We start from the raw sequence: 26,245 nt of genomic DNA, 5'->3' as shown, positions 1-26,245 counted from the left end.
GAGCAGTGTGAGTGGTCGAGACGCCTCGCGTGGCGTTAGGCCAACTGGTCGATATTCTCGACGACGGCTTCGGCGAACTCGCTGGTGGCGAGTTTCTCGCCGCCCTCGATCTGCCGGTGCAGATCGTAGGTGACCGTCCGGTCGACAATCGTCTGTTCGACGGCGTCACGCACGAGTTGGGCGGCGTCGTCCCAGCCGAGGTAGTCGAGCATCTCTCGTCCGGAGAGGATCATCGCGGTTGGGTTGACCTTGTCCTCGCCAGCGTACTTGGGTGCGCTGCCGTGGACTGGCTCGGCCAGACAGCGGCCGTGACCGTAGTTGGCTCCGGGAGCGATACCGAGGCCACCGATCTGTGCACCGGCGGCGTCGGACATGTAGTCGCCGTTGAGGTTCATCGTGGCGATCACGTCGTACTGATCCGTTCGCGTCAAGATCTGCTGGAGCATGTTGTCGGCGATGCGGTCCTGAACGACCACGGTGCCCTCGGGCTGCTCGCCGTCGTGCTCGTCCCAGAGTTCGTCCTCAGTGAGAACGTCCTCGCCGTACTCCTCCTCGGCGACCTCGTAGCCCCAGTCACGGAACGCGCCCTCGGTGAACTTCATGATGTTGCCCTTGTGGACGAGCGTGACTGTTGGTCGGTCGTTGTTAATGGCGTAGTCGATGGCCTCGCGGATGAGGCGTTTCGAGCCGAACTCGGTGATCGGCTTGATACCGATGCCGACCGGCCCATCGTGGATCGTGTTGTCGAAGCCCATATCCTCTTCGACGAACTCCTTGACCTCTTGGACTTCGTCGGTGCCGGCTTCCCACTCGATGCCAGCGTACACGTCCTCGGTGTTCTCCCGGAACGTGACCATATCCATCGCGCCCGGATTTTTGACCGGCGATGGAACGCCGTCGAGATGGTAGGTCGGTCGGACGTTGGCGTACAGATCCAGCTTTTTCCGCAGCGCGACGTTGAGCGAGCGGAAGCCCGCGCCTACGGGGGTCGTTAGTGGGCCCTTAATCGCGACTCGGTGTTCGCGGATCGCGTCGACGGTCTCCTGTGGGAGGTTCTCGTCGTATTTCTCTCGGGCGGAGCCACCGGCGTACAGTCGCATCCACGAAATCGAGCGACCGGTCGCCTCAGCGGCGGCATCGAGCACTTTCTGGGCGGCTGGGCCGACATCCGACCCGATCCCGTCACCGTAAATAATCGGAATAATTGGCGTCTCCGGAACGTTTAGCTCCCCGGTTTCCTCGTCGGCAAGCGTGATCTGCTCGCCCGTCTCGGGAACCTCAATCTTATCGTAGCTCATAGACGGTCACGGGTTTCTAAGGGAACCTAAAAGTCCTGCCGTTCTCGGTGTCACCGGAATAATTATGAGTAATCCTAGGCAGAGTACAATATTGCTGTATCTCTCTGGGAATAACTCGATAGATGACCAGTTCTTCGACCCACCGATTGATACACCGTCTCCGGGTCGACAGTATCACCGCTGAAAATCGGAGCGAGATGATTAAGTTCTTTCATGTCATAGTGTATCACGGATGACTGTATCAGCGTCTGACTCACACTGTGTCGACGACCAGATGTATCGAACGATGTTTGATCCGTCGACACAGAACCCCTGTACGGCGATTGTCGAGGCAATCGAAGTCACAACAGGGTCGACAGAAGTTCCAGTGCTCGCAGAGAGCATCGATCCGGATACGCTGCTGCAGTTGTACCGTGACGATGGTTCGGAGTCGTGGATGTTGAGTTTCGATCACGCTGGTCTGGAGATCACCCTTTGGGGAACTGGACGGCTCCATGTCGACGCGAGTTCGACCGCCAAGCCAGCCGGGACAGGAGACCGGACGGTCGGTCCCGACACTCCGCAGTAACCGGGCGGTCCCACAACACTGTCGTCCCATGTTCGTCGCGGTCGGAACCTCTTTGCGGACGACCTCCTATAGGGCCGTGTATGAGTATCGGACCCCTTGATGACGACGCAGTCGACAGCTATCGCGAGGCCGGCGAAATTCTCGTCGAGACGATGACCGAGGCCCGAGCGATGATCGAACCGGGCGTCACCCAACTCGAAGTCGCCGAATACGCCGAAGACGCCATCCGAGAGTCGGGTGCCGGACTGGCGTTCCCGGTCAACATCTCGATTGATGAGGAAGCCTCGCACGCGACGCCCGCCCGCGACGATGACACCGAGTTCGGCGACGAGATGATCTGTCTGGATATCGGGGTTCACGTCGACGGCTACATCGCTGATGCCGCCGTGACGGTCGACTACACCGGTAACACGGAGCTGGCTGAAGCCTCCGAGCAGGCCCTCGAAGCCGCCGTCGACGCAGTCGGTCCCGGAGTCGAAGTCGGTACAATCGGCGGAGAAATCGAGGCCGTCATCGACGGCTACGGCTATACGCCAATTCTCAATCTGACGGGCCACGGCGTCGAGCGGTACGACGCCCACACGGGGCCAAATATCCCGAACCGCGCGGTCGACCGAAGCGTCGAACTCGAAGTCGGCCAAGCCATCGCTATCGAGCCGTTCGCTACCGACGGCCGCGGGAAAGTCGGCGAGGGTGGTACCGAAGAGATCTACGAACAGGTGAGCGATGGAAACGTCCGAGATCGGCGTGCTCGACAGGTACTCGACGAACTGGAGGCGTTCGATGACCTGCCGTTTGCGGGTCGCTGGCTCGACAGTTCACGGTCGGAGATGGCGCTCCGACGGCTCAAAATGGCCGACGTCGTCAAAGGCTATCCCGTACTCAAAGAAGCCGACGGTCAACTAGTCAGCCAAGCCGAACACACGCTTATTGTCACCGAGGATGGCTGTGAGGTAACAACCAGCGGCATCCACGGCTTCGACTGATCGCAGTGTCGTGGGCTGGCGTTGAGTGGGGACTAGGCGTTGTTCATGCGCATCGTCGACTCGGATCCGCAGTCGACACACCGTGTGAGGCGGTACGGCTCCCGAGAGAACTCCGCGTTCTCCGTTTTCTGGCTCTCAGTTCGGATCTCGACGCGAACGACGTGGGAGGTCTCTCGGCCACAGTCTGAACAGTACTCAACGGTGTTATCCGGGGTGGAGGGCGTTGTGGCCATGTGTCGTGTGGTAGGCCACACACGAGAATAAAACCAGTAGCCAACAGCGCTGACAGTCACCACAATATGATAGTAGCCACTGCCTAACGGGTACGATTATACGGGGCTACTGACTGTACTGTGTATGGACCAGATTTTCGCTCCGTGGCGAATCGAGTGGATCGAACGCGAGGACAAAAACGCCTCGCTCGATGGCTGTCCGTTCTGTGTCCTCCCCGAAGCCGACGACGACCGGTCGAATCTGATCGTCGCCGAAAGCGAGTCGACGTTCGTCATCCTGAACAACTACCCGTACAACCCCGGCCACGCGATGGTGATCCCCCGTCGACACGTCGGACGGTACGAGGATCTCACCGAGGCCGAACTGGTGGATCACGCCCGGCTCAAACAGGTGACGATCCGGGCACTCAAAAGCGGGCTTGGCCCGGATGGATTCAACACGGGGATGAACCTCGGCGACGGCGCGGGCGGCTCGATTGGCGACCACATCCACACCCATATCGTCCCGCGCTGGCGCGGCGACACCAACTTCATGCCCGTCATCGGCGAGACAAACGTGATCGTCGAAGCCGTCACCGAAACCTACGACCGACTTCACGAGGGGTTCGCCGATCAGCCCGGCGCAACCGTCGTCGACGCTGAAACTGCCGTCCAGTTTGCCTTCGAATAGGACGAGACCTGCCGACTTTTTGCGTCCCCACTCGAATCCTGAGCCATGGAGGAGTTAGCAACGCCAGTTCTCGACAACCATCTGCATCTTGATCCCGAGCGGGGACGCGGGATGGAAGCCGTCGACGAATTCGCACGACTCGGAGGTACCCACCTCATGATCGTCAACCAACCATCGTGGAAACTTGGCGTCGACTCAACCGATCCCGAGGATTTCAGGTCCGTCTTCGAGACCACAGTCGAGATCGCCGCCGACGCAACTGAGCGACTCCCGGGACGCGCGTGGCCAATTGTCGGTGCCCATCCCGGCCTAATTAGTCGACTCATCGAGGATCGCGGCTGTTCGCCAGCCGAGGCCCGCGACTGCATGCAGGGCGTGCTCGATATTGCCGCCGACTATGTGGGCGACGGGCGGGCACTCGGTCTTAAATCCGGTCGACCGCACTACGAGGTGAGCGACGCTGTGTGGGATGCTTCGAACGGCGTGATGAAACACGCCTTTTCACTGGGAGCCGAAGTCGACTGTGCGGTCCAACTCCACACCGAGGCCAGCGAAGACCTGACCGAGATCGCTGACTGGGCCGAAGAGCGAGGGCTTGCGCCACACAAGGTCGTCAAACATTACGCGGGCGGTCGACTGGCAGGCCCGACGCCGAGCGTGATGAGTAACAAAGATTGGATCGAAACGGCCGCCGAGTCGGGCGACTCGTTCCTGATGGAGACCGACTTCATCGACGATCCCGACCGACCCGGAGCTGTGTTGGGACCGAAAACCGTCCCGCGTCGCGTCCGATGGCTCAGCGAGCAGGGGTACGACGAGGCAATCCATCGCGCACACGTTGAGACTCCCGAGCGCGTCTACGGAATCGACACCGAGTCGACGCTCTCGTGAGTCGTCAGTGATGGAGTCGTGATCCGTCTGTCAGCAGTTGGCTGAGATTATACTCTGGCTACTAAAGCGTTAGTCAACGGCTATCATCCGGGTTGTGACCAGCTATCGCGGTCGATAGTCGAACGATAAGAAAGGCATTTGAGTCCCCACCCAGAGTAATGACGTATGACAGATGAGCCCGCCGAGACGTTTTACTCCGAAGATCGCTGGCAAAATTGGCTGACACGGGTCGAAGACGAGGAACTCGACCCCGAAAGCGAGGACTTCGCTCGCCTCTACTTTAACCTCCAAAACGACACCACAATCGCGATTGCGAAGGTCATCTCGGCGGCCAAAGACGGTCGCGTCGACGAGGAGACCACCCTCGAAAAGCTCGAATTTATCAACGAAGTCGTCATGGCCGAACCGGAGTTCGACGGCGAGGAAGCACTGCTGTTGATCGACAGCGTCCAGACCAGCCTCGTTCCCGTGTTCTATGCGGCCGAGGAGTACATCATCGGTGGTCCCGTCGAGGAGTACTCGGTTGAGGAGTGTATCGACGCGGCCATCGAGGTCGCCACCGACGAAGAGGATGTCGACGCGGCGCTCGCATATCTCGTGCAGGCTGGCACCCAGATCATCGACGGCGCAGAGTTCGATGGGACGGAGGTCGACGAGATCGAGTCATGGATCGTCTCCGAATGGTTGAACGGCTTAGATAGTCTCCAAGATGCGTTTGCGGATCCGGAAGTTATCGACGAAGAGTAGCTATCAAATCTCGATTAAAACTAGCTGCTGAAATCTGATTTGATTTTAGTCATATAGCGGTCGTAAAATGGCTATATTGAATGTTGCGATTATGTAAGTGTGACGGGGTTTCCTCCTCCTGATTTAGTGATCCGCCCAGAACGAGAATCTATCACGGATCCACTAGAATCTAGCAATATTATTTCGACATCAAGGTAGGTATTATCATTTCCGGTAAATTTATCTGATAATGCATCTCCGTGAGATTCGTTGACGGATTCTGGACTATCGGCATTTGGGATTAGCCGGTTACTTGACCCCCCAGTCGCGTTTCGAACACCAAGCCTAATCTGATAATTTACACCGTCTGGGTTTGACACTCCAAAATCAAACTCTACCCCTGTCACAGGATTATTATTAATTGTTTTGACTGTAGGTAATCCAGCGAATGAAAGAGACCCATCGTCAGTTACACTACCACCACTGTCTCCGCCACCGCCACCGGTACCTTGTGGCTGTATGTTTTTCGCTGGACCTTCATCAGGTTCTTCACGAATCCCGACTGTATTCACTTTCAGATCGCTCTCATTGACGCTTAAATTGAGCTTATAGACGTCATCAGAGACGGGATACGGGTCGACATCCTGATAAATACCACCGGTCTCTCCCAGAGCATCATCCCAGTATTCGTCTTCATTTAATCGGGTAGGAATCGTAACTGTGAGATTTTCGCCCTCAGCCGCTGGGAAATCATCTGCGCTCAATTTATCTTGTGGATACAGTTCGAGTGTTACACGCCCGGTGCCAGTCTTTTCGAACTGGTTTTGCAGGGCGGTGATGCGCACTGTCCCGTCTTTGACGATGTTTTGCTCTTCGATGATACTCACGCCACCGCGATCTCGCTCGTCGAGGTACAACACTGAATGCTCGTACCACGTCGACCCGATAGAGATCTCACGGTAGCCCGGTTGGTACTCGATAAACCGGGTCGAGATGTTCATTTGTGATCCGGATGCGTTCGCAATCGTGATATTGTATGGCTTGCTTGTCTGGAGCGTCCCGGCTGGTGGGGGTGGATTGACCGTCACGGTTCGCGTCCGGTAGTTCGTTCCGAGTGTGACACTCGGGAACTGCGAGACGTCGGTCTGTCCGGCGGTTGATATCGAATTTCGAAGCTCGATCATCTCGTTTCGAACGTCCTCAAAATGCTGGAACTCAGCCTGTGCGTTCTGTTGCGGAACAATCGCTGCTTGATATGTCGAGAGTGCGAGGATGAGAACCGCAAATACCAATATAAAACCGACAACCTCCGAGACACCACGCGTGTCGTCGACAAACGAGACCTTGCTTTTCGAGTCAGACATGGGCTATATCACTGATCTGTTCCGACTGTGACTCTACAGCAGTGCCAATCCGCTCGGGGTCGGGATGTCGACACAGCAGTTGTCCGGACACCCGGTTCGACGCGTCGCTATCCATCGAATGGAGCCGTTGGTAGAGAACCGTGTGACTAAGAAATGTACCAATACCAAGAAAAATGCGAGAGACCAAACTAGACCTATACATCGGATACTGACTAGTTAGTTTTGAGGTACATAAATACGTGGCTGTAGTGTAGGTTGTTTGTTATTGCTGTGAGAGTATAGGGTTCGACAGTCGACGTATATAGCATCGACACACCCATAAGCCCACTCTCGCAATCGGTCGGTATGACACCTGTCGGTATTGACGCGGTCGAGATCTGGACCGGAAAGCTACAGCTCGACCTGCCGGAGACGTTCGCGCCCGCCAAAGACGAAGACCCCGATAAGTATCGCAAAGGGATCGGTCTCGAACACTCCTCGTTCCCTGACGTCTACGAGGATATCGTTACCATGGGCGCGAACGCGGCCAAACGCCTCATGGAGCGCAAGGGGCTGACCCCCTCCGACATCGGTCGGATCGACGTGGCCACCGAGTCGGCGTTCGACAACTCCAAACCCGTCTCGACCTACATCGCCGGCTGTCTCGAACAGTACTACGAGGAGGACTTCCGCCACGCCAACAAGGGCGAGCGGAAGTTCGCCTGCGTCGCCGGCACCCAGTCGGTCGACGACGCCTACAACTGGATCCGCGCCGGTCGCAACCGTGGCCGCGCAGCGCTCGTGATCGCCACCGACACCGCCCTCTATGCCCGCGGTGACCCCGGCGAAGCAACGCAGGGCGCAGGCGCGGTCGCCATGCTCGTCGACGAAGAGCCCGATCTGGTCGAGATTTCGACCGAGCAAGGGTATGGGAGTATGGACGAAACCGACTTCCTGAAACCGAACCAGCAGTTCCCCTCCGTGGATGGCAAACGGTCGATGCAGGTGTATCTCGCCCGGATGCGCGAAGCAGTCCAGGACTTCGAATCCGTGGCATGGGATATGCATCCCGACGATTTCGCCTACATTCCGTTCCACACCCCGTTCCCGGGGATGGTCCGGAAGGCCGCCCTGCTTGGCTACCGGCATATGAGCCGGGATACTGAGATCGAAGAGGAACTATCGGGTGAACTCGGCTACCAACCGCGTCAGGACGAGTACACCTCGTGGGACGCCTACGAGGATGCGATCCGCGACTATATGGACGAGTTGAAAGACACCGACCAATACCGCGCGTGGTACGACAAGACCATCGAGCCGACACTCGGTATCTCGCGGCACGTCGGCAACTGGTACACCGGCTCAGTCCATCTCGCCCGGATCGCCGCGATGAAATATGCCGCCGACAACGGCCGCGATCTGACGGATGAAAAGCTCCTCATTGGCTCCTACGGATCGGGTGCACAGGCCGAGATTCACGCTGAGACTGTGCAAGACGAGTGGCGCGAGGAGATCGACCAGCTCAACATCGACGCCCAGATCGCCGCGCGCTACGATCTGACCTACGAGGAGTACGAGCAGGTCCACGACAGCCACAACTACGAAAAGAGCAATGTCGACCTAGAGGAGTTCACCAACCCCTCCGACGAGTTCGTGTTCACTGGCTGGGGCCGAATGAACGAACGAAAGTACGACTACGTCGAGTAGTCGACCGTCGGCTGGGCGCAATCGGTTTCCGCTCGGCCCGCGTTGTCGACACCAATGACCGAGCAGACCTCCGAGTCGACACCGAACAAACCGATTCGACTCGCCGACCGAGACGAACTGGTCGACCTTCTTCAATCCCGATCACCAGTCCTCATCGAGTTCTACACGAAGGGCTGTACGCTCTGCCAGTCTATCGAACCAGTCTTGGGCAACGTCGCCCGCGCAACCGGAATTACGGTTGGCATGATCAATCCGCAGTTCGATCTCGATCTCGTCGAGGAACACAATATCAAGAGCGTGCCGACGCTGATCGTCTTCGATGACGGCGCGGAAGTCGGTCGACTGGCTGAGGGCTTTCAGGGGACCGATGCTGTTGTCGACTTCATCAGCGACCACACGGACGGCGTCGACACCTCAACCGAGAGCTAGGCCAGCGCCTGCAGATCGTCGAGCGCATCATCGAGGTCCCGCGTCGACACCGCCAGCGAAAACCCGTCGACGTTGGCTAGATCTCCGGCATGTTCCCACAGATCGTCTTCTTCAATGCCGTGCAACACGACCGCATTCGGTGTCGGCGTCACGACACGCATAGCGACCAGCGGCGACTCGCCGCGAGTCACGTCGGTAAACACCAGCGCGCGGTCGGTGCTTTGGCCATAGAGCCGATAGAACTCTTCGTTTGTCAACCGAGTAATCGCCTGAATGCTGTTGATGACGGTGTGGCCGTTGACGTAGTCGCGGTCCCCGCGAACGATCTCGGTCGCATCGAGTGCCTCGTAAAAATCCTCGATAGGGAGGGCAGTCGAATACTCCCGGAGGTCGTAGACGATATCACCGTCGAAGCCTGCCGACAACACCCGCCCGTACTGGCGAATCCGGCTCCCACCGCGGGCCTCGTCGACATCCAACAATGCCGTCACGAGCCGACGGACGATGCCGATGCCCGGACTCTCGCGTCGACCGCTCTCATAATCCGAGATCACCGATGACGAGACATCCAAGTTCGCGGCCAAATCGGTCTGTGAGATATCGAAATCCGTTCGCCACTTCCGGAGCGTGGCACCGGGGTCCTCGCTGAGCGTGATCTCACCTGCGATCCGATGGGCCAGATCCTCACGAATCGATGAAGTCATCGGCTCCTCTCTGAAACCTGTGTCATACCTGAATCCCGTCCCTTGCAAGCAAAAGCATACCGAAACCGAAGTTCGACAGTTGACGTATACCGTGCGACTGTCGACCAGTATGGCGCTGCCTTCGACTGGGTAGGCGGCTCCTACCGATCAGCGTTCCCGTCGACCGGTGATCGAGTCGGGTTCGAGTCGGAACAGTTCGAACTCCAGTTCGCTGGCGCGTTTGTCGTAGATTGTCACGAAGGGAATGTTGATTTTCCGGACACTCTCGGCGGCCTGTGAGTCGAGTGCCATTTCGGTGACTTTGTGGAGCGGACCGCGAGCGACAACGCTCTGCCAGCCGTCCATCGATTCGGCCATCACGACCAGCGAGGCTGTGACGCCGTCGTCGATGAACTGACGTTTCTCGCTGTTATCGGCGAAGCCGAACCGAACGTATAGACACTCAGCGTTCGAATCGTAGCCGTAGGAGACCGGAATCGAGTACGGTTCGTCACCGTCGGCAAACGAGATCACGCCGATACCGCCCGTACCGAGCAGTGAGTCGATCTCCGCATCGTCGAGTTCGGTCGATTGGACCCGTGACATGCCTTCCTATTTTGTGGATAGCCGAATGAAACCACCGGAAAACCCTGTTTTTAAATAATGTCTCCGACTCGGTCAGCAGCAGTCGACGTGTAGTCACACCCTACTCGGTGGCACGTCTCGAATCCCGTCGACGAGCTGTTCGCTGTGAGCGGTGCCGACGGCTCCGCAACCACTAAGCACCGGACTGACCTTGCTCCGATAATGGTTGATTGGACCGAAAGCTACCGCCCACGGAGTCTCTCGGAGCTCCGGGGGAACAACAAGGCCCGCGACGCGCTCCAGAAGTGGGCCGACACGTGGGACGACCACCGGGAGGCGGTCATCATCTACGGCTCGCCGGGCGTCGGGAAAACGTCGGCAGCCCACGCGCTGGCCAACGATATGGGGTGGGAGACGGTCGAACTCAACGCCTCCGACCAGCGGACCGGCGACGTGATCGAGCGGTTCGCGGGGCGGGCGGCGATGAACGCTACCCTCTCGGGCAGCGCTTCGGGTGGCGGCGCAGCAGGCGCGGATACGGCCAGTCGACAGCTCGTCGTCATGGACGAGGCTGACAACATCCACGGCAACTACGACCGCGGCGGCAAGGCCGCAATCACCGACCTCGTCAAGAACTCCGGCCAGCCGATCATCCTGATCGCCAACGAGTTCTACGATATGAGCCGCGGCCTCCGAAACGCCTGTCAAGAGATCGAGTTCCGCGACGTTGGCGCACGCTCTATCGTCCCCGCGCTCCGAGACATCTGTCGACACGAAGGAATTGAATACGAACAGGACGCCCTCGATGCAATCGCCGAGACAAACAGTGGTGATCTGCGTGGCGCAGTCAAAGACCTTCAGGCCGCCGCCGAGGGCCGGGATTCGATCAGCGAAGCCGACGTAGTCACCGGCGAGCGGGACACCTCGATGGACATCTTTCCGTTCTTGGATGCGGTTTTCAAAGAGGAATCGGCCGAAGAATCCATCCAGTCGGCCTATCGCGTCGACGAGACACCCGACGACCTGACCAAGTGGCTCGAAGACAACATGCTGGGCGTTTACGACGCCGACGAGGCCGCGCGGGCCTACGATTTCCTCGCGAACGCCGATATCTGGCTGGGTCGCGTGCGGGCCAGCCAGAACTACAGCTACTGGCGGTATGCAACGGATAACGCCGCCGGAGGTGTTGCCGCGGCCCGAAATGGAACGAAAGGCGGCTGGACGCGCTACGGTCGACCCCAGTTTTGGCCCGGCTCGGACAAAACCGCCGACGAGGTGTGTCGACGGATTGCCGACCGCGGCGGGATGAGCATGGCCATCGCTCGCCGAGCCGTGTTGCCGTTCCTCTCGGCGATGACCCACCACTGCAAGCCGCGGGAGTTGACGGTGGCGATGGCTGCGGCCTACGACTTCGACGAATCGCAGGTCTCGTTCATCACGGGGAGCGGCGAGTCGACCAAGAAAGTTGGCTCGATTGTCGAAGACGCCGAGGCAGCACGCGACGATGCAATCGAAGCCCACGCTGGCGACGCGTTTATGCAGCGAGAAAATGATGATGCGGAGTCTGATGGGACTGAAAACGAGTTCGTTGAGACGGCAAACGACTCGTCGACAGCGAGTGTCGACGACCCACCAGAGGAGGACGAACCGGACGACGGTGACGACGAGGATCAGGCGGGGTTGTCTGATTTCGTCTGAGAGGCGTTAGTCGTCGGCTAACGGGAGTTGGATCGAGATCGAACTTCCCTCGCCCAAACAGTGGTAGGTGAGATCGCCGCCGTAGCCTTCGGTTAGAGGGTGTCATAGAATAGTTCTCATAGCGTGATGACGGTGCTTCCTGGATTGTCTCCGCGTTCGTCGTTGGTGATCGCAATAACGAGACGAAGGCACAGCGCGAGGAACACTTGTGCTCGTGCGTGGACGCGGCCTCGGGCGCGAACGTGCCCGAGGCCGCAGTCCTTGACGGCGTCGTTGGTTCGTTCGACTCCACTCCGGCGGTTGTACGTCTCGTCTAGCGTCGATTGCTTCAGCTGAACGTCCTCGCTGTGTTCGTCGATGCGGGCTTCGACCCTGTACTCGATGTCTTTCGGATCGTCGGTGTTTCGTGCGTTGTACGGAGCGACTGGCACGACCCCTGCGGCCAGCAGGTGGTCGTGCCAGCCGAGCGTGTCGTAGGCGCTGTCTCCAAGCATCCAGATCGGTTTCTCGACGGCGAGCGCGTCACACGTGACGCGCATCGCCGTCTCCTCTGGCGCTTGCTTGCTCTCGGTGAACTCCGCGGCAATCGGGATCTTTTGCCCGGTCGAGACGATCGTACAGCCGTAGCCGTGGTAGTACTCTTCGGCGGTTGGATCGTAGCCTTTCGACGCGTCTTGGTCGGCGGGCATCGTCCTCACGTCGGTGGAATCGATGGAGTAGGTCAAGTCGAGCAGGCCGCGGCAGGCGGCCTGCTCGACGAGGCGGTCGAAGACCTCGTCGACGACGTGTTCGAGGTCGGTGAGGAAGCGATCGACCGCGTCTCTCGACGGCGGTCGATCGAAGCCACAGCTGAGCCAGACGACCGTGTTCTGGAGTTCTCGCGTGACTGGACGGATGCCGTAGACGTTCTTGTAGTAGCAGTGCAGGAACGCTCGGAAGAGTGCTGGTGGGTGATGATCTCGTGTTCGCCCCCGGCGAGCGGGGGCGAACACATCGAATTCTTCGAGAAAGTCGAACTCAAGATGCTCGAACAACGCGAGCGTCTCGGTCGCCATTACATTGAAGAACTCGTCGATAGAAGTCTCCTCTTGCAGGATGCTGGCGCTCGTAGACACAGTTCCAACATCCTGCGTCTTCGTGTGTGACGCTTTCTATGACACCCTCTTCGGTTACCCATCGGACCAGCCAGAGGCCGAGTCCGCTGCCGTGTTCGAGCTGTGAGATCTCCTTGTCGCCGGTGACGACCGCCCACTCCTCGGGTGGAACTCCCGGCCCGTTGTCACTGATCGTTACGGTGGCTGTTTCGGTGTCGACCTCGACGCTGATCGAGACGCGCGGTGAGTCGGCGTCGTTGTGTTCGATAGCGTTTTCGACCAGCTCAGCGATGGCGGTTTCGAGATGAGGTCCTGCCGAGATAGCGATCTCCGGGAAGTCTTCGAGGAAGATCTCGGCATGTTCGTACGACTGGGCACAGCTTTCGACCGTCGACCGAACGAGGTCGCCGATAGCTATCGGCTCGCGGCTCAGGGAGCGATGACCGGCGACCGCCTCGATTGTTTTGGCGGTCTCGCTGAGTTCGGCCAACTGCGTGGCGTTGGTGTGGATGTGGGCGGCGAACTGCTGGTGCTGTTCGTTGTCGAGTTCGGTTTTCAGCATCTCCGCGAACCCTTCGATAACGTTGAGATCGTTCCGGAGGTTGTGTCGCAGGAGGCGGTGCAGTACCTGAAGCTGGATCTCTCGCTGTTTGAGCCTGGTGATGTCGGAGTAGATCTCGAACCCACAGAGCTCGTCGTCGAGTTCGTAGGGGATACTCCGATAGAGGAAGTATTTGGTCCCCTCGTTCGTCGAGAGTTTTAGCTCGCGGTCGTCCTCCGAGCGGAACTCGTCGGACAGCGACTGCCCGATCTCGCTTTCGACGAGCCGTTCATCGAGTGCAATCGGTGCCGCGTGGCTGTCGGCCGAGAGACCGGGATCAATGTCGACCGGCTCGCCGAACTGTGTCCGAAACGCACTGTTGACACCTTTGATCTGGGGGTTGTCGCCAACCCTGATCTCGTCGACTGGATCGGTGAGGTTCTCGAACAGATAGGTAAACCGCTCGCGCTCGGCGGCGGCGGCCTCCTTGGCCGAGATCAGATCCGAGATGTCGTGGATGCTGACAACAGCCTCCGGTCGACCCTCGACGTGAGGGAGTTGGGAGGCTTCGACACTGACCGGCACTGGCTCGTCGTCGCCAACGGCCAGCTGATCTTTGAACGTGATATCTGTCGCCGACTGCGCCTCGAAGAGGTCTGCCAACGGACCGTTTTGCGGATCGGTTTGGGATTCGGTGAGCAATGTCGAAAGCTGTTGGCCGACCAGCTGTGACCGGTCACGGTCGAGCCGTCTCGCCAGTGGATCGGTGAGGAGTTTGATCCGCCCGGTGCTGTCGACGACACACATCATCTCCTGGACGGACTCCAGAATCATCTCGTAGCGCCGGAGCGTCTGTCGACGCTGGGTGCGGTTGAGTGCCTCCTCGGCGTTCGCGGTCAGCAGTTGAATGAATTGTCGGTCGGAGGCTTCGAACCCGTCGCCTTCGCTGGCACCGACTGTCAGCGTCCCGTAGGAGCCGAGCGGGACACTCATCAGCACGTCGGCCGTCCTGTACTCGGCACCGGCTGCCTCGCTCGGCTCGTAGAGCTGTGTAGATCCCAATTCGAAAACGGAGCCGACCGGTCCCTCGCTGACGTCGACGGAACTGAGGGTGTCGACCGCCCTAGAGACGGTTTCGGTGGCCGCCTCCGGGCGGAGACGGGTCGTCTCCTCGTCGACCAGATGGACGATTGCCCGGTCGTATCCCAGCACGTCCGAGACGGCCTCGACGACGAGATCCGCGACATCCCGCGTGGTCTCGGCGGCCATCAGTGCCCGCGTCACCGTCAGCAGTCCACTCAGTGTCTGCTCGCGTTCCTGTTGGGCGCTGACATCCCGGAGCACCCCGACGCTCCCGCGGAACTGGTCGTCGAACGGCAGCAGCGCAATGTGGTCCATACACGGGATCGCCTGCCCATCGGCCGTCTCGATCTCCAGCTCCAGCGAGATATCACTCACCGTCTCGGAATCAGTTTGGGCCCGGTCGATCTGTTCACGAACGGCTGTTTCGGCCCGTTCGACCGTCGACTCGCTTTTACAGATGCTGACGTGGGAGCCGAGCAGTTCCGACCGACTGTAGCCGGTGAGGTCGGCCAACCCCTGATTAACGTAGGTGAACTGTCCCACCGGATCGAGCGCATAGACGCCATCCGAGACCGTATCGAGGATCTGTTCGTAGCGTTCGACCTCCTCGGCCATCGCTAGTTCGGTGTCGTCAGTGGCTGTGACGTCGTCGACCACTGTGGGTCCGTCGACGCCCGCCGAATCGGTCGCTATCGCGCCCACGACGGTTATCCGGTCGACCGCTGTTGGGGACGCTCCGTTTGTGCTGGTTCCAGAACCGCCAGCAGTAACCACGATCAGGTCGCTCGCGTCGGCGGCTGTGCCGACAGTGGCGGGCCGACCCGGTGTGGCGAGTGCCGCTTCGAGCGCGCTGTCGACGGCCTGTTTCGAGGGTGCCCACGGCAGCGTCCAGAGCGCTGGCTGGTCGTCAGGGTGAGCTGTATTCTGACTCCCCCCAGCCAGCTGTCGAACGGTCCCCTCGGTGTCGACTGTGGCTGCCACCAGTCGCTGGAGTGTCTGTTCGGGCCCCCTCGCCTCGGTGGCGTTGATCGCGGCCTGAACTCGTGCAGTGAGGGCGGCCGTGTCATCGGTCTCACGGCGCAGATGGACCGCGGTAAACCCGAGTTCGTGTGCCGAAGGCAGTGCCTCGCTCGATGTGAGGTAGGCGACCCGTGGGAGATTCGGGCGGGCTTTCGCCAGTAGTTCGTACAGTGCTTCTGTTGCAGCTGTCGTTTCGGTACCGTAGTAGCAGACGAGACAGTCGGTCGTCGACTCCGTCAACGTATCCACAAGACCAACCGGATCGGAGGCGGACCGGATGGTCGTCTGGGAGGTAGTTGCATCAAGCCGGGAGTCGAGTCCATCCTGCGGGGGGTCCGACGTCTCGTACACCACAATCTGTCGCTGTGGTTGGCTTTGGTTGAGTGTCGTATCCCGGCTGCTCATGTATTCTACGGCGACATTCCCTTCTTCATTAGTTAAATCTCTGTTTTAAATTATCATGTGTAGTAATTCATCGGGAGACAGTCTCACGCGGCAATGTATTGGTCGACCACGAAGGCCGTTTTTGGGTCGACTGGCCGTAGTTCGCGCCTGTGCCGTAACTCCACGGTAGGCCCCACCAATGACCCAACTCGGCTACACACTGTCCAGCGAGGAGCATGGTCTGACCGAACTCGTCGAGTACGCCCACTGCGCCAAGTGCGTTGGCTTCGATTTCTGCTCGATCTCAGATCACTATCATCCGTGGACCTCCCAGCAGGGCAACGCACCGTTCGTCTGGGATGTCCTTGGTGGGGTTGCGGCCACAACCGAGGAGATCGACCTCGCTGTCGGCGTTTCCTGTCCGACGATGCGGATTCATCCGACTGTTATTGCTCAAGCCGCCGCCACCACGCAGGTCATGTCGACGGGTGAGTTCTACTTCGGCGTCGGTACCGGCGAGAACCTCAACGAGCATATTATCGGCGACCACTGGCCGGAACACAGCGTTCGTCTCGACATGCTCGAAGAGGCCGTCGACGTTATCCGGTCGTTGTGGGCGGGTGGTCAGCAGAGCCACCGCGGCGAGCATTACACGGTCGAAAACGCCCGGCTGTTCACGCTTCCTGACGCTCCACCACCAGTGGTTGCCTCGGCATTTGGTGAGATCACCGCCCGAGCGATTGCCGACTGGGCCGACGGGTTTTGGACGGTCGGTCTCGATCAAGCGTCGTTTTTCGAATGCTACGACTCAGAAGTGTTGCCGCCATTATAGATCAGCCAGTCAAAACAGTCGACACGTCGACACTGTCCCCCAACAGTGTCGATACGCAACCACCGTCCCCCAACGGTGGCGGCTTGGATGTCCGAAAGAGCGGAACTCTCCACCCACAACTAACATGAGTCCACCGACGGGCCTGAAGATTCGGACGAACAGTGAGGCCCTTTATATACACCTATGGGATAATCTGCGAGAGGAGTTTCCGAATGACGATCCGGAGATGTTCCGATAGCGTCGACTTCGAGATATCCAGTGCGTCGGCGGTCTCCTCGGCAGTCGCTCCCGTCTCCTCGAAGTATCCCATCTCGATAGCAACCGTCGCGACCTCCCGCTGTCTGTCGGTAAGTACCGAGAGATCAACCATCGACAACATCGGGAGTTCATCGAGCAGTGGAACCGACGTGCGGTCGCTCTGGACCACCTGTCGGAGGTCGACATCGAACGCCGCCTCGCGGAGGTCGCTGATTGTCTCCCGGAGTTTCGGATACGCAGTTGTGACGAAATGGAGTTCAAGCCACCCATCCGAGAGCTGAACTGCGACCGGTGCCACGGGGAGATGCCCAAACCCGTACAACACCATTCCGCAGTTAGGGTTCCGAGAGTCAGGGGGTGGCTGGTTCTCTGTGGTCGATTCTCGTTTCGGGGGTGTCGACTCGCAGTGTCGAAGCAGACAGACCACCCGGTCGCCCAGCCAAATGGTCTGCTCGATGGAGTCTGCGTTCAGCGAGTTGCCTTCGGTCTCGGTCGCTGGCTCAACGAGTACCTGTGGCCGGTTCCCGTCGGGTGTTCCCGGCATATACTGCTGGACAACGTGTTCTTCAGAAAGCTGACGGAGAATACACTCCCGAACCGGTCGAACTCGTATTCGGGCGTACAGCCCCTTCGCTCTACGGGATTCAGTCACTACCATGGAACTACGTGCCACACATACAAAGCAGTTGCACCCGTACTGTGAGACATCGTCGACGCCAACTCGTTCCACGAACTCATCGAGGCTGTCCCGCAGGGGTCCAGAGAGCTACAGGTGTCCGTCGACGAGCCACCTGCCGAGGCTGTCTCCGATATTGCGGCGTTCTTCGATACTCCACCTACAGCAGTGAGTGTCCACGATGCCAGTGAGACCAGACCGGAAGTCGTACTGAGAGTCGACGGCGAGGAGCTACTGACAGCATCGATGGCAGAACTATGGGAGGCGGTGACGACCACTGCGGAGGTGATTCGGACCGAACCCGATCCCATTTCGATGATCGACCGGCTCGATACCGTCACGTTTCGCTCCCAGAGCGTGCCACAGCTGGTCGTTGCCTCACGCTATGTCGAACGCCGGGCCGAACGACAGGATGAGGGGACGCTGTATGCCTGTTTTCAGCATCTCTCACGGGTCAAACGTGATCTCCGGACGATGCTCTACTACAGTGTCCTCGGCCGAAGCAGCCTTGAAATCCATCTGTTCGGGCTTCCGGACACCGATCTCCTCGACACCGACGGGCTGACCGTCCACGACGAGTCGAGCGAGGAACTCGCCCGGACGTGGCTCGTCGCCTACGACGGTAACGGAGACGACGACCTGAAAGCCGCGCTGGTCGCCCAAGAGGTCGGCCCACGTCAGTACCATGGGTTCTGGACCGTCGACCCGGATCGCGTCGACGAGATCATCTCACATCTCACCGACACCTATTTTTCTTGAGTTTCTCGCGCGTGGCCTCACGTCGGTCATGTTTTGGTCGACCGGCCGAACCCACAGCCATGCCCACAGTCTGTCTCGTTGGTCCCAGCGACAGCGGGAAAACCACCCTCATGGAGTCGCTGGTCGACACCCTCGGCGCACACGGCACCGTTGCGACGATCAAATCCATTCACCACGATATCGAGCCCGACACGCCCGGTAAGGACACCTATCGCCACCGCGAGGCGGGAGCCGACACTGTCGTCGGTCTCACGCCGTCGCTTGCGTTTCAGATCACACCGGGTGGTAAGGCGGCGGCTCCCAGCGAGATGGCACTGCTTGAACAGACCGTAGAGAGCCTCACAGCCGATGGTTACGACTTCGTACTCATCGAGGGGTTCCACGACTCGCCGTATCCCAAAATAGAGGTTGGCGAGCGCGATGACACCGAACCACCGATTGTCGCCAGCGGAACGGTCGACACTATCGATATCGAGGCGGTGGCGACGTCGATTGCTGATGGGACGCTGTTCGAGGGTGTAGAATAGTAGTCATCGGATAACCGAGTCGACAGTGGCACACTGACAGACGAGGAAGCTATACGAACCGCCACCGATACAACTGGTATGAGCGATGAGGGCCCGTACTGTCGACGGTGCGGCGAAATGCTTCTGCAGGGAGTCGTCGCCACAGAACAGCGGGCCTGCTGTCTCAACGCGACCCCAATCGTCGGCATCTGCCCGACTCACGGCCCGCTCGGCCCCCACCACAACGTCGACTCACCGCCAGATATCGACTAGGTAGTAGCGGTCCTTACTGAGCGTCGTAGGCGGCTTCGAAGAAGTCGACTTCTAACGCAACAGTTCGTTCGAATAGCCGAGCCACGCGCCCTTGCTGGCGGGGCGAAAGCGTCGGGCCGACCGAATCCAACTGCCCGCGGAGCCAGTCGACAAAGGAAACGAAACCGGGGTTTACGTGGAGGTCGATCCACTCACTGAAATAAAACGCGTCGGGGCGGTCGTCGGCCTCGGCGGTCGCCCACGTGAGGTAGACCCATTCAGCGGGGACGAGTACCGCAAGCGTCTCGGCGTACCCACCCTGATTGGCTGCCGCCGTCAGCAGATCGGTCATCGCTTCGGTCGTATCGGTCAGTTCCGGATCGGTTCGCTCCGCAACTGGCACGTCAAGGGCGTCGAACGAGCGCTCGAAGAACGCGTTTTCGTCATCTGTAATCACGTCCAGAAACTCGATCAGTCGACGCTTTGCAGCCATCGTGGGTGCTTGGCCAACCGCGTGGCCAAAGACGCCAACGAGGGTGTCGACGAAGGCATAATCTTGTATTAGGTACCGACTAAAGACCGCCTCGTTGAGCGTGCCAGCACCCAACTGTTGGGTAAATCGGTGACTGGTGGCAGCAGTCCACTGTGGCTCCGACCGCTCGCGGAGCCAATCAGTGAACCGCGGTTCGGTGGTGGAAGCGGCGTAGGCCTCGTAGGTGTCGGGAGTCGCTGGTCCGTCGCCGCTCATAGTCCCCAGTCCTCCTGTGTGTAGGCCATCTCCCAAAACCGGTATTCGAGTTTTGCGCTGGTGAGAAATGCGGCCTTCATCGCCTCGTGTTCGCCGGGATTGGTCTCCCAGCAGTGGTCGACGAACTCACGGCCCCACTGCACGTCCTCGCGGAACTCATCGCTCGTGTAGGTCTCGATGAATTGGGTATACTGGTGGTTTTCGTCGGCCAGCTCGGTCATATGATCGGCAATGTCGAGATACCCCTGCATACAGGGGTAGAGCGCGGCGGCGATTTCGGCGAGACTCCCCTCGTAGGCAGTCCGTAACAAAAAGTTGGTGTAGGCCACGCAGGTCGGTGCCTTCTCGGTGGCTTCGAGGTTGGCCTGCGAAATACCGTAGTCAGCTGCAAACGACCGATGAAGATCCATCTCGGTATCGAGAATACTGTGGGCAATGGCCAACAGCCCGGTCATCGTCTCCTCATCTCGGGCTTTGGGTCCCGCAATCGCAAACAGGCGGGCGTAATCTTGGAGATACCGATAATCCTGTGTAATCCAGTGTTCGAACGCCGCCGGATCAAGCGTTCCTTCGGCGAGTTCGACGACGAACGGATGGGATTTCTGTGCTTCCCAGATCTCCGTGCCTGCTTCCAGCAGTCGCTGGCTTCCTGACATAGCTCACTGGTCGACGACAACCGATATATAACTTGTTGATATCACTCAGTTATGAACCTAGGTCGCTGCCGATCAAAACAAGCCGCTGAGGGGTGACGGGAAGGGACTGACGGCGAACCGGTAGACAAGTAATCAGCATGTTTTTGGTATGTTTGGGGCCAGCGGTTGTCGACCGTTTGGCCAACAGGGACATTATTACAGCCGTTGTGTTGCCGCCACGGCGGTCTCGCTTTCATCCGAGTCGGGTCGCCGTCGATGATCACCAGTCGACGAACCTCCGGCTGGTCCTGCGAGACGTGCAGAGACTGCCATGAGCATACGACATCCTCCACCAACGCGGCTGAGTGTCCCGCTGTCTCGGCGTGCCAATCGGCGACCTCACCGCATCATACGACGCCATGTATCGCCCCGCGAACGAACGCCCATCTCCGGCCAGCCACGGCCGCGGAGGCCACACCATGGCTGAGTCGACCCAACAATCCCTCGACGACACACTATCAGTACTCGAAAACTGGGATTTGATCGTCGTCTCGAACCGCCAGCCCTACCGTCACACCTTCGACGACAACGACGAAATCGCTGTCGACCGACCGGCTGGCGGACTCACGGCTGGGCTCGACCCGGTCGTCCAGCAGACCGACGGCACGTGGGTCGCGTGGGGTGACGGCGACGCCGACCGGGAAGCCACCGACGATGCCAACTCCGTCCGTGTCCCGCCGGAGGATCCGGCCTACACGCTGAAACGCGTCTGGCTCTCGGAGTCCGACGTCGCCGACTACTATTACGGCTTCAGTAATCGAGTCCTCTGGCCGCTGTCTCACAGTCTCGAAAATAAAGTCACCTTCGAGGACCGCCACTGGGAACGGTACCGCGAGGTCAACCAGCAGTTCGCCGACAGCGTGGTCGACAGCGTTGCCACAGACGACGGCAGCGTCGGGACGGAGACCGACGACAGCAACAGCCTCGTCTGGTTTCAGGACTACCATTTCGGACTCGCACCACAGTTCGTCCGCGAGGAAGTCGGCGACGAGGCCCTGCTGAGCCACTTTTGGCACATCCCGTGGCCCGAACGCGAGGTGTTCAGGGATTGTCCCCACCAGACCGAACTCCTCCGTGGCCTGCTGGCTAACGATCTGTTGGGATTCCATATCCCGGACTACTGTGCCAACTTCCTCGACTGTGTGGCGACGATCCTTCCCGAGGCCGCAGTCGACTGGGAGTCGTGGACCGTCGAACGCGAGGGCCACGAGTGCCGAGTTCGGTCGTTCCCGATGGGCGTCGACACCGAACGGATCGCCGAGTATGCGGCCGCGCCCGACGAGGGGTTCTGGGCGGAGTTCCGCGCCGAATACGGAATTCCCGAGGATCAAGCGGTCGCAGTCGGGATCGACCGTCTCGACTACACCAAGGGCATCCCCGAGCGACTGGCCGCAATCGAACACCTGTTGGAAACCGAACCCAACTGGCTCGGCGAATTTACGTACGTCCAGAAGGCGACACCGAGTCGAACCGAGATCCCGGAGTACCGCGAACTCGGTCGACAGGTCGACCGGGATATCGAACGAATCAACGAGCGGTTCGGCACCGACGACTGGCAGCCAATAATCGAGATCGAGGACTATCTGACCGAGGAGGCGCTGTACGGCCTCTGTCGACACAGCGATCTCGCTATCGTCAGCCCGCTGGCCGACGGGATGAACCTCGTCGCCATGGAGTACGTCTCGGCCCAGATCGACCACACCGGCGTGCTGCTTCTCAGCGACCGCGCCGGAGCCGACGACCTCCTCGGTGATGCCGCAGTCACAATCGATCCAACCGACACCGAGACGTTCGCCTCCCGGCTCGATCTCGCTCTGTCGATGCCCGACGAGGAACGACAGCGCCGGATGCGCGCACTCCGGTCTGTGGTCGCGACCACCAACATCCAGTCGTGGATGGCCGACGTCTTCGACGCGACGCTCGCACTCGAACAGCAAGTCGACACTACAGAGACCGATGTCAGATCACACTAACTCCTCACAGACCGCCAGTGCCGAATCGACGGTCGAAACACCACTCGTCTGGGACCATCTCTCGGACGTGCGAACCCGCCTTCACCAAGCCGATGGCCTGCTGTTCGGAACCGATTTCGATGGGACGCTGTCGCCGATTGAAGAAAATCCCGATTCCCCCGAACCGACCGAGACGAATCTCCGGTCGCTGCGGGCGTTGCGCGACCATCCGCAGGTCAGCCCCGCAGTTATCAGTGGCCGTGGGCTGGCGGATCTCCGGGAGCGCGTCGGCATCGAGGGCGTCGACTACGTCGGCAATCACGGCCTCGAACTCGGCATCGACGGCCAACGTGAAACCCATCCCGACGCCGAAGCCGCCGAGCCAGTAATCGAGGACATTTGCCAAACGCTCGGGGACCGGCTCGCAGGTATCGACGGCACAGTCGTCGAAAACAAGGGTGTTACCGCGACGATCCACTACCGAATGGTCGACCGAGAGGAGGTCAAGACGGTCCAAAACCACGTCAAGGAGGTAGTTTCGGAACTCGGCAAGGACGAGGTCGAGATCCACGACGGCAAGGAGAGCCTTGAACTCCGACCGGCCGCTGACTGGGATAAGGGAACGGCGATCAGCCAACTGCTGGCGCATACTGAGGTATGGCTCCCGCTGTATATCGGCGACGACACGACCGACGAGGCAGCTTTTGAGGAGATCAGACCCGACGGAATCACGGTCCACGTCGGCGATAACCACAAGACGGCTGCTGACTACCGAGTCCGGACACCGGCCGAAGCCGAGGTGTTTATCCGATGGGTTGTCACCGACGGACTGGCACTGGTTGAGTCGACTGACGACACGAGGTAAGCGATACCGAATCAATAGCGTGAGCGAGTGGCGAACGCCCGTGTGATGTTGTTTCCCGGAACCCTTTTGAGAACAACACCCCTACTCTGTTCCACTATGGGAATGGGCTCGGATATGTATCGCCAGCAGATCCTCGACCACTACAAAAGCCCCCGAAACTACGGGGAGTTAGAGGATCCAACGTTTACACACACTGGAGAAAACCCCTCCTGTGGCGACACGATCCAGATGGACATTCGGCTCGAAGACGACGACGAGACAATCGAATACGTCAGCTTCACCGGCGACGGCTGTGCGATCTCACAGGCTTCGGCCAGCATGCTCTCCGAACGGCTGGTCGGGATGACAGTCGACGAGCTACAGGACTTAGAGACTGAGGATATCACCGATATGCTCGGCGTGACGATCTCACCGATGCGGATTCCATGTGCCGTGCTCGGCAATCAGGTCGCCAAAGACGGCGCGAAACTCCATCTGGGCGAGCTCGATCCCGATGAGTACGGCGAGACGATTACTGAAGAGTAACGCACCCCCCGTGGTGGGAGTGTCCACCTCGATACATCGTTCTGTTTCTACTGTTTTCGACAGCGTCGACGCCTTCTACTAGCTCTCTTCTGAGAGCGGTCGACGAATTCCTCGTCACAATGTCTTATATTTTAACATAAAACTGATAAGATATGCAATGAACAATTATGTATGAAGTTCCAACGAGAAGAGTCACTCGGTCGATTGCGAGAGACAGCCTCGAACGACGAGCCGATTATCGGTGCCGGTGCAGGAACGGGTATCTCGGCCAAATTCGCCGAGCGAGGTGGCGTCGACCTGCTGATCATCTATAACTCCGGACGGTACCGGATGAACGGCCGCGGCTCGCTGGCCGGACTGCTCCCGTATGGCGATGCCAACGAGATTGTCGTCGAAATGGGCAACGAGGTAATTCCAGTTGTCGAAGACACGCCGGTACTAGCGGGCGTCAATGGCACTGATCCGTTCAGGCAAATGGACGTCTTCATCGAGGATCTCAAGCGACGCGGCTTTTCGGGTGTCCAGAACTTCCCGACCGTGGGTCTGATCGACGAAGATAGTGGCTACCGGCAGAACCTCGAAGAGACCGGGATGGGGTACGACAAGGAAGTCGACATGATCCGCGAGGCGTCGAATCAGGACATGTTGACCTGTCCCTACGTGTTCAACGAGGATCAGGCCCGCCGGATGACTGAGGCCGGAGCCGACGTGATCGTCTCCCACATGGGACTGACGACCTCCGGCGACATCGGCGCGGAAACCGCCCTCGATCTCGACGGTGCCGTCGAGCAGGTTCAGGCCCACCACGACGCCGCCAAAGAGGTCAACGAAGATGTCTTGGTCATCTGTCACGGCGGCCCAATTGCGTGGCCGGATGACGCCGAATACGTCCTCAACAACACCGAGGGCGTCGTCGGCTTCTTCGGGGCCTCCAGTATCGAACGGCTCCCCACCGAGGAGGCCATCCAGAATCAGGCCCGTGAGTTCAAGGAGATTGACTTCTGATGAGCGTCGTCATTATCGGGACGCTGGACACGAAAAGCGAGGAAATCGGCTTCGCCCGAGACGTGATTCAGTCACAGGGCGTCGACGTCCACGTCGTCGACACCGGTGTCGTCGGCGAACCGGGATTCGAACCCGATACATCGGCCAGCGAGGTCGCCGAGGCCGCCGGAACCTCACTTGAACATCTCCGAAAGAACGCCGACCGTGGCGAAGCGATGGAAGCGATGGGTGAGGGAGCCGCCGCCATCGCCCAGCGCATGCACGACGACGGTGATTTAAAAGGTATCCTAGGACTTGGCGGCTCCGGCAACACCTCGATTGCGACGACCGCGATGCGGGCGCTTCCGGTCGGCGTGCCCAAGTTGATGGTGTCGACGGTGGCCTCGGGCGATGTCGAACCGTATGTCGGTATCAAGGACGTGATGATGCTGTACTCGGTCGCCGATATCGAGGGTCTCAACCAGCTCTCCCGGCAGGTGATCGCCAACGCCGCCCTTGCGATGGTCGGGATGGTTGCCAACGAACCCGACGTCTCCGTTGCGGCGAAACCGACCATCGGAATCACGATGTTCGGGGTGACGACCCCCTGTGCCAAGACTGCGCGGGCGTATCTCGAAGATAGAGGCTACGAAACTATCGTTTTCCACGCGACCGGCACCGGCGGCCGGGCGATGGAGAACCTCATCGAGGAGGGCGTCATCGACGGCGTTCTCGATATCACGACGACCGAATGGGCCGACGAACTCGTCGGTGGCAATCTCAACGCCGGTCCGGAGCGACTCGATGCGGCCGGCGAGCAGGGAGTTCCGCAGGTCGTGTCGACCGGCGCACTCGATATGGTCAACTTCGGCCCACGGGATTCGGTCCCCGAGGAGTTCGAAGGTCGACTGTTCCATATCCACAACCCACAGGTAACACTGATGCGGACGACACCGGAGGAAAACGCCGAACTCGGTCGCATCATCGGCGAGAAACTCAACGCCGCAACTGGGTCGACCGCCCTCGCCTTGCCACTCGGCGGCGTCTCGATGCTCGACGTAGAGGGCGAGGATTTCTATGATCCCGAAGCCGACGAGGCGCTATTTACTGCGCTCCGAGAGACAGTCGACGAACAGGTCGAACTGATCGAGCGGGAGACCGACATCAACGACGAGCAGTTTGCAGAAACGATGGCCGAAAGGCTTGACGAGTATATGCAGGAAGCCGGTCTCGGACCGACCGAGTAGCAAGCGG

Annotated in this window: 26 protein-coding genes and 1 pseudogene; 17 read left to right on the top strand and 10 right to left on the bottom strand. The window is 59.5% G+C overall.

Annotation, left to right across the window (positions count from 1 at the left end):
* Positions 1 to 35: 35 nt before the first annotated feature.
* On the bottom strand, positions 36 to 1,298 hold the full coding sequence (gene icd, locus HALTADL_RS03695) for an isocitrate dehydrogenase (NADP(+)) (RefSeq protein ID WP_089672761.1): 1,263 nt from the start codon (positions 1,296 to 1,298) through the stop codon (positions 36 to 38).
* Positions 1,299 to 1,530: 232 nt separating this feature from the next.
* On the opposite strand from icd, the gene HALTADL_RS03690 reads away from it, so the two are divergent.
* Entirely contained in the window at positions 1,531 to 1,866 is a 336-nt protein-coding gene (locus HALTADL_RS03690) for a HalOD1 output domain-containing protein (RefSeq protein WP_143054146.1), read from the top strand.
* An 80-nt stretch (positions 1,867 to 1,946) separates the two neighbouring features.
* The gene (gene map, locus HALTADL_RS03685) at positions 1,947 to 2,852 is read left to right on the top strand and encodes a type II methionyl aminopeptidase (protein WP_089672759.1); all 906 of its coding nucleotides are present in this window, start codon (positions 1,947 to 1,949) and stop codon (positions 2,850 to 2,852) included.
* A gap of 32 nt (positions 2,853 to 2,884) precedes the next feature.
* On the opposite strand, the gene HALTADL_RS03680 is transcribed toward map, so the two are convergent.
* A complete protein-coding gene (locus HALTADL_RS03680; RefSeq protein ID WP_089672758.1) occupies positions 2,885 to 3,085 on the bottom strand; it encodes a DUF7835 family putative zinc beta-ribbon protein in 201 nt (66 codons plus the stop codon).
* Positions 3,086 to 3,209: 124 nt separating this feature from the next.
* On the opposite strand from HALTADL_RS03680, the gene HALTADL_RS03675 reads away from it, so the two are divergent.
* The 3 genes from HALTADL_RS03675 (at position 3,210) to HALTADL_RS03665 (ending at position 5,393) form a co-directional block, all read left to right on the top strand.
* Complete coding sequence (locus tag HALTADL_RS03675; protein ID WP_089672757.1) at positions 3,210 to 3,755, top strand: HIT family protein; 546 nt, start codon at positions 3,210 to 3,212, stop codon at positions 3,753 to 3,755.
* Between the two features lie 45 nt (positions 3,756 to 3,800).
* The gene (locus HALTADL_RS03670; protein ID WP_089672756.1) at positions 3,801 to 4,646 is read left to right on the top strand and encodes a TatD family hydrolase; all 846 of its coding nucleotides are present in this window, start codon (positions 3,801 to 3,803) and stop codon (positions 4,644 to 4,646) included.
* 165 nt (positions 4,647 to 4,811) lie between these two features.
* The gene (locus HALTADL_RS03665; protein ID WP_089672755.1) at positions 4,812 to 5,393 is read left to right on the top strand and encodes a DUF2150 family protein; all 582 of its coding nucleotides are present in this window, start codon (positions 4,812 to 4,814) and stop codon (positions 5,391 to 5,393) included.
* Positions 5,394 to 5,482: 89 nt separating this feature from the next.
* Here the strand turns inward: HALTADL_RS03665 and HALTADL_RS03660 are convergent, their stop codons facing one another.
* The gene (locus HALTADL_RS03660; protein ID WP_089672754.1) at positions 5,483 to 6,736 is read right to left on the bottom strand and encodes a hypothetical protein; all 1,254 of its coding nucleotides are present in this window, start codon (positions 6,734 to 6,736) and stop codon (positions 5,483 to 5,485) included.
* 345 nt (positions 6,737 to 7,081) lie between these two features.
* Here HALTADL_RS03660 and hmgB point away from each other — a divergent pair, with 345 nt between their 5' ends.
* Positions 7,082 to 8,422, top strand: coding sequence for a hydroxymethylglutaryl-CoA synthase (hmgB, locus tag HALTADL_RS03655; protein ID WP_089672753.1), 1,341 nt, complete (start codon positions 7,082 to 7,084; stop codon positions 8,420 to 8,422).
* 54 nt (positions 8,423 to 8,476) lie between these two features.
* Positions 8,477 to 8,851: a thioredoxin family protein gene (locus HALTADL_RS03650; RefSeq protein ID WP_089672752.1), complete on the top strand. Its 375-nt coding sequence runs from the start codon at positions 8,477 to 8,479 to the stop codon at positions 8,849 to 8,851.
* Here the strand turns inward: HALTADL_RS03650 and HALTADL_RS03645 are convergent.
* Both HALTADL_RS03645 and HALTADL_RS03640 read right to left on the bottom strand, forming a co-directional pair.
* Positions 8,848 to 9,555, bottom strand: coding sequence for a helix-turn-helix domain-containing protein (locus HALTADL_RS03645; RefSeq protein WP_089672751.1), 708 nt, complete (start codon positions 9,553 to 9,555; stop codon positions 8,848 to 8,850). The genes HALTADL_RS03650 and HALTADL_RS03645 overlap by 4 nt on opposite strands.
* A gap of 147 nt (positions 9,556 to 9,702) precedes the next feature.
* Positions 9,703 to 10,140: a pyridoxamine 5'-phosphate oxidase family protein gene (locus HALTADL_RS03640; RefSeq protein WP_089672750.1), complete on the bottom strand. Its 438-nt coding sequence runs from the start codon at positions 10,138 to 10,140 to the stop codon at positions 9,703 to 9,705.
* Between the two features lie 201 nt (positions 10,141 to 10,341).
* Here HALTADL_RS03640 and HALTADL_RS03635 point away from each other — a divergent pair, with 201 nt between their 5' ends.
* Positions 10,342 to 11,817, top strand: coding sequence for a replication factor C large subunit (locus HALTADL_RS03635; protein ID WP_089672749.1), 1,476 nt, complete (start codon positions 10,342 to 10,344; stop codon positions 11,815 to 11,817).
* Between the two features lie 116 nt (positions 11,818 to 11,933).
* Here HALTADL_RS03635 and HALTADL_RS03630 read toward each other — a convergent pair whose 3' ends face one another.
* Both HALTADL_RS03630 and HALTADL_RS03625 read right to left on the bottom strand, forming a co-directional pair.
* Positions 11,934 to 12,872 carry a transposase gene (locus HALTADL_RS03630; RefSeq protein WP_015911568.1) on the bottom strand — a complete coding sequence of 313 codons (939 nt, stop codon included), beginning with the start codon at positions 12,870 to 12,872 and terminating at the stop codon, positions 11,934 to 11,936.
* Positions 12,835 to 15,960, bottom strand: a complete 3,126-nt coding sequence (locus HALTADL_RS03625) for a PAS domain S-box protein (RefSeq protein WP_100190866.1) — start codon at positions 15,958 to 15,960, stop codon at positions 12,835 to 12,837. Before HALTADL_RS03625 ends, HALTADL_RS03630 begins: the two co-directional genes overlap by 38 nt.
* Before the next feature lie 178 nt (positions 15,961 to 16,138).
* Here HALTADL_RS03625 and HALTADL_RS03620 point away from each other — a divergent pair.
* Positions 16,139 to 16,714: pseudogene (locus HALTADL_RS03620) on the top strand (TIGR03557 family F420-dependent LLM class oxidoreductase); the annotation flags it as partial.
* A 238-nt stretch (positions 16,715 to 16,952) separates the two neighbouring features.
* Here HALTADL_RS03620 and HALTADL_RS03615 read toward each other — a convergent pair.
* Entirely contained in the window at positions 16,953 to 17,681 is a 729-nt protein-coding gene (locus HALTADL_RS03615; protein ID WP_162551663.1) for a helix-turn-helix domain-containing protein, read from the bottom strand.
* A gap of 120 nt (positions 17,682 to 17,801) precedes the next feature.
* Here HALTADL_RS03615 and HALTADL_RS03610 point away from each other — a divergent pair, with 120 nt between their 5' ends.
* The 3 genes from HALTADL_RS03610 (at position 17,802) to HALTADL_RS17600 (ending at position 19,243) form a co-directional block, all read left to right on the top strand.
* The gene (locus HALTADL_RS03610; protein WP_089672832.1) at positions 17,802 to 18,464 is read left to right on the top strand and encodes a DICT sensory domain-containing protein; all 663 of its coding nucleotides are present in this window, start codon (positions 17,802 to 17,804) and stop codon (positions 18,462 to 18,464) included.
* Positions 18,465 to 18,523: 59 nt separating this feature from the next.
* Positions 18,524 to 18,991: a molybdopterin-guanine dinucleotide biosynthesis protein B gene (mobB, locus tag HALTADL_RS03605; protein WP_089672833.1), complete on the top strand. Its 468-nt coding sequence runs from the start codon at positions 18,524 to 18,526 to the stop codon at positions 18,989 to 18,991.
* Between the two features lie 78 nt (positions 18,992 to 19,069).
* The gene (locus HALTADL_RS17600; protein WP_177171927.1) at positions 19,070 to 19,243 is read left to right on the top strand and encodes a hypothetical protein; all 174 of its coding nucleotides are present in this window, start codon (positions 19,070 to 19,072) and stop codon (positions 19,241 to 19,243) included.
* A 13-nt stretch (positions 19,244 to 19,256) separates the two neighbouring features.
* Here HALTADL_RS17600 and HALTADL_RS03600 read toward each other — a convergent pair whose 3' ends face one another.
* Positions 19,257 to 19,970, bottom strand: a complete 714-nt coding sequence (locus HALTADL_RS03600) for a TenA family protein (protein ID WP_089672834.1) — start codon at positions 19,968 to 19,970, stop codon at positions 19,257 to 19,259.
* Positions 19,967 to 20,626: a thiaminase II gene (tenA, locus tag HALTADL_RS03595; RefSeq protein ID WP_089672835.1), complete on the bottom strand. Its 660-nt coding sequence runs from the start codon at positions 20,624 to 20,626 to the stop codon at positions 19,967 to 19,969. The genes HALTADL_RS03600 and tenA overlap by 4 nt, the downstream gene beginning before the upstream one ends.
* Positions 20,627 to 21,084: 458 nt before the next feature.
* Between tenA and HALTADL_RS03590 the strand changes: the two genes are divergently transcribed.
* The 5 genes from HALTADL_RS03590 to HALTADL_RS03570 all read left to right on the top strand — a co-directional run bounded on the left by HALTADL_RS03590 (position 21,085) and on the right by HALTADL_RS03570 (position 26,238).
* Entirely contained in the window at positions 21,085 to 22,638 is a 1,554-nt protein-coding gene (locus tag HALTADL_RS03590) for an alpha,alpha-trehalose-phosphate synthase (UDP-forming) (RefSeq protein WP_089672836.1), read from the top strand.
* Positions 22,622 to 23,482, top strand: coding sequence for a trehalose-phosphatase (gene otsB, locus HALTADL_RS03585; RefSeq protein WP_089672837.1), 861 nt, complete (start codon positions 22,622 to 22,624; stop codon positions 23,480 to 23,482). The genes HALTADL_RS03590 and otsB overlap by 17 nt, the downstream gene beginning before the upstream one ends.
* A gap of 96 nt (positions 23,483 to 23,578) precedes the next feature.
* Positions 23,579 to 24,007: a Fe-S cluster assembly sulfur transfer protein SufU gene (gene sufU / locus HALTADL_RS03580; protein ID WP_089672838.1), complete on the top strand. Its 429-nt coding sequence runs from the start codon at positions 23,579 to 23,581 to the stop codon at positions 24,005 to 24,007.
* A gap of 171 nt (positions 24,008 to 24,178) precedes the next feature.
* Positions 24,179 to 25,012 carry a phosphoenolpyruvate hydrolase family protein gene (locus HALTADL_RS03575; RefSeq protein ID WP_089672839.1) on the top strand — a complete coding sequence of 278 codons (834 nt, stop codon included), beginning with the start codon at positions 24,179 to 24,181 and terminating at the stop codon, positions 25,010 to 25,012.
* Entirely contained in the window at positions 25,012 to 26,238 is a 1,227-nt protein-coding gene (locus HALTADL_RS03570) for a Tm-1-like ATP-binding domain-containing protein (protein WP_089672840.1), read from the top strand. Before HALTADL_RS03575 ends, HALTADL_RS03570 begins: the two co-directional genes overlap by 1 nt.
* Positions 26,239 to 26,245 lie beyond the last annotated feature (7 nt).

Origin of the sequence: Halohasta litchfieldiae (assembly GCF_002788215.1) — an archaeon.
GTDB classification, from domain to species: Archaea; Halobacteriota; Halobacteria; order Halobacteriales; family Haloferacaceae; genus Halohasta; species Halohasta litchfieldiae.
Note: the sequence above shows the minus strand (reverse complement) of the source record. Positions and strands in the feature narration are given on the sequence as shown.

What these genes read in the sequence shown, in the direction of transcription:
- HALTADL_RS03645 (WP_089672751.1), bottom strand. Translation starts at nt 9,555, where the DNA reads ATGACTTCATCGATTCGTGAGGATCTGGCCCATCGGATCGCAGGTGAG.
- HALTADL_RS17600 (WP_177171927.1), top strand. Translation starts at nt 19,070, where the DNA reads ATGAGCGATGAGGGCCCGTACTGTCGACGGTGCGGCGAAATGCTTCTG.
- icd (WP_089672761.1), bottom strand. Translation starts at nt 1,298, where the DNA reads ATGAGCTACGATAAGATTGAGGTTCCCGAGACGGGCGAGCAGATCACG.
- HALTADL_RS03575 (WP_089672839.1), top strand. Translation starts at nt 24,179, where the DNA reads ATGAAGTTCCAACGAGAAGAGTCACTCGGTCGATTGCGAGAGACAGCC.
- HALTADL_RS03570 (WP_089672840.1), top strand. Translation starts at nt 25,012, where the DNA reads ATGAGCGTCGTCATTATCGGGACGCTGGACACGAAAAGCGAGGAAATC.
- HALTADL_RS03680 (WP_089672758.1), bottom strand. Translation starts at nt 3,085, where the DNA reads ATGGCCACAACGCCCTCCACCCCGGATAACACCGTTGAGTACTGTTCA.
- mobB (WP_089672833.1), top strand. Translation starts at nt 18,524, where the DNA reads ATGCCCACAGTCTGTCTCGTTGGTCCCAGCGACAGCGGGAAAACCACC.
- map (WP_089672759.1), top strand. Translation starts at nt 1,947, where the DNA reads ATGAGTATCGGACCCCTTGATGACGACGCAGTCGACAGCTATCGCGAG.
- HALTADL_RS03660 (WP_089672754.1), bottom strand. Translation starts at nt 6,736, where the DNA reads ATGTCTGACTCGAAAAGCAAGGTCTCGTTTGTCGACGACACGCGTGGT.
- HALTADL_RS03630 (WP_015911568.1), bottom strand. Translation starts at nt 12,872, where the DNA reads ATGGCGACCGAGACGCTCGCGTTGTTCGAGCATCTTGAGTTCGACTTT.
- sufU (WP_089672838.1), top strand. Translation starts at nt 23,579, where the DNA reads ATGGGAATGGGCTCGGATATGTATCGCCAGCAGATCCTCGACCACTAC.
- HALTADL_RS03640 (WP_089672750.1), bottom strand. Translation starts at nt 10,140, where the DNA reads ATGTCACGGGTCCAATCGACCGAACTCGACGATGCGGAGATCGACTCA.
- HALTADL_RS03600 (WP_089672834.1), bottom strand. Translation starts at nt 19,970, where the DNA reads ATGAGCGGCGACGGACCAGCGACTCCCGACACCTACGAGGCCTACGCC.
- HALTADL_RS03665 (WP_089672755.1), top strand. Translation starts at nt 4,812, where the DNA reads ATGACAGATGAGCCCGCCGAGACGTTTTACTCCGAAGATCGCTGGCAA.
- otsB (WP_089672837.1), top strand. Translation starts at nt 22,622, where the DNA reads ATGTCAGATCACACTAACTCCTCACAGACCGCCAGTGCCGAATCGACG.
- HALTADL_RS03690 (WP_143054146.1), top strand. Translation starts at nt 1,531, where the DNA reads ATGACTGTATCAGCGTCTGACTCACACTGTGTCGACGACCAGATGTAT.
- HALTADL_RS03650 (WP_089672752.1), top strand. Translation starts at nt 8,477, where the DNA reads ATGACCGAGCAGACCTCCGAGTCGACACCGAACAAACCGATTCGACTC.
- HALTADL_RS03675 (WP_089672757.1), top strand. Translation starts at nt 3,210, where the DNA reads ATGGACCAGATTTTCGCTCCGTGGCGAATCGAGTGGATCGAACGCGAG.
- HALTADL_RS03670 (WP_089672756.1), top strand. Translation starts at nt 3,801, where the DNA reads ATGGAGGAGTTAGCAACGCCAGTTCTCGACAACCATCTGCATCTTGAT.
- tenA (WP_089672835.1), bottom strand. Translation starts at nt 20,626, where the DNA reads ATGTCAGGAAGCCAGCGACTGCTGGAAGCAGGCACGGAGATCTGGGAA.
- hmgB (WP_089672753.1), top strand. Translation starts at nt 7,082, where the DNA reads ATGACACCTGTCGGTATTGACGCGGTCGAGATCTGGACCGGAAAGCTA.
- HALTADL_RS03590 (WP_089672836.1), top strand. Translation starts at nt 21,085, where the DNA reads ATGGCTGAGTCGACCCAACAATCCCTCGACGACACACTATCAGTACTC.
- HALTADL_RS03635 (WP_089672749.1), top strand. Translation starts at nt 10,342, where the DNA reads ATGGTTGATTGGACCGAAAGCTACCGCCCACGGAGTCTCTCGGAGCTC.
- HALTADL_RS03625 (WP_100190866.1), bottom strand. Translation starts at nt 15,960, where the DNA reads ATGAGCAGCCGGGATACGACACTCAACCAAAGCCAACCACAGCGACAG.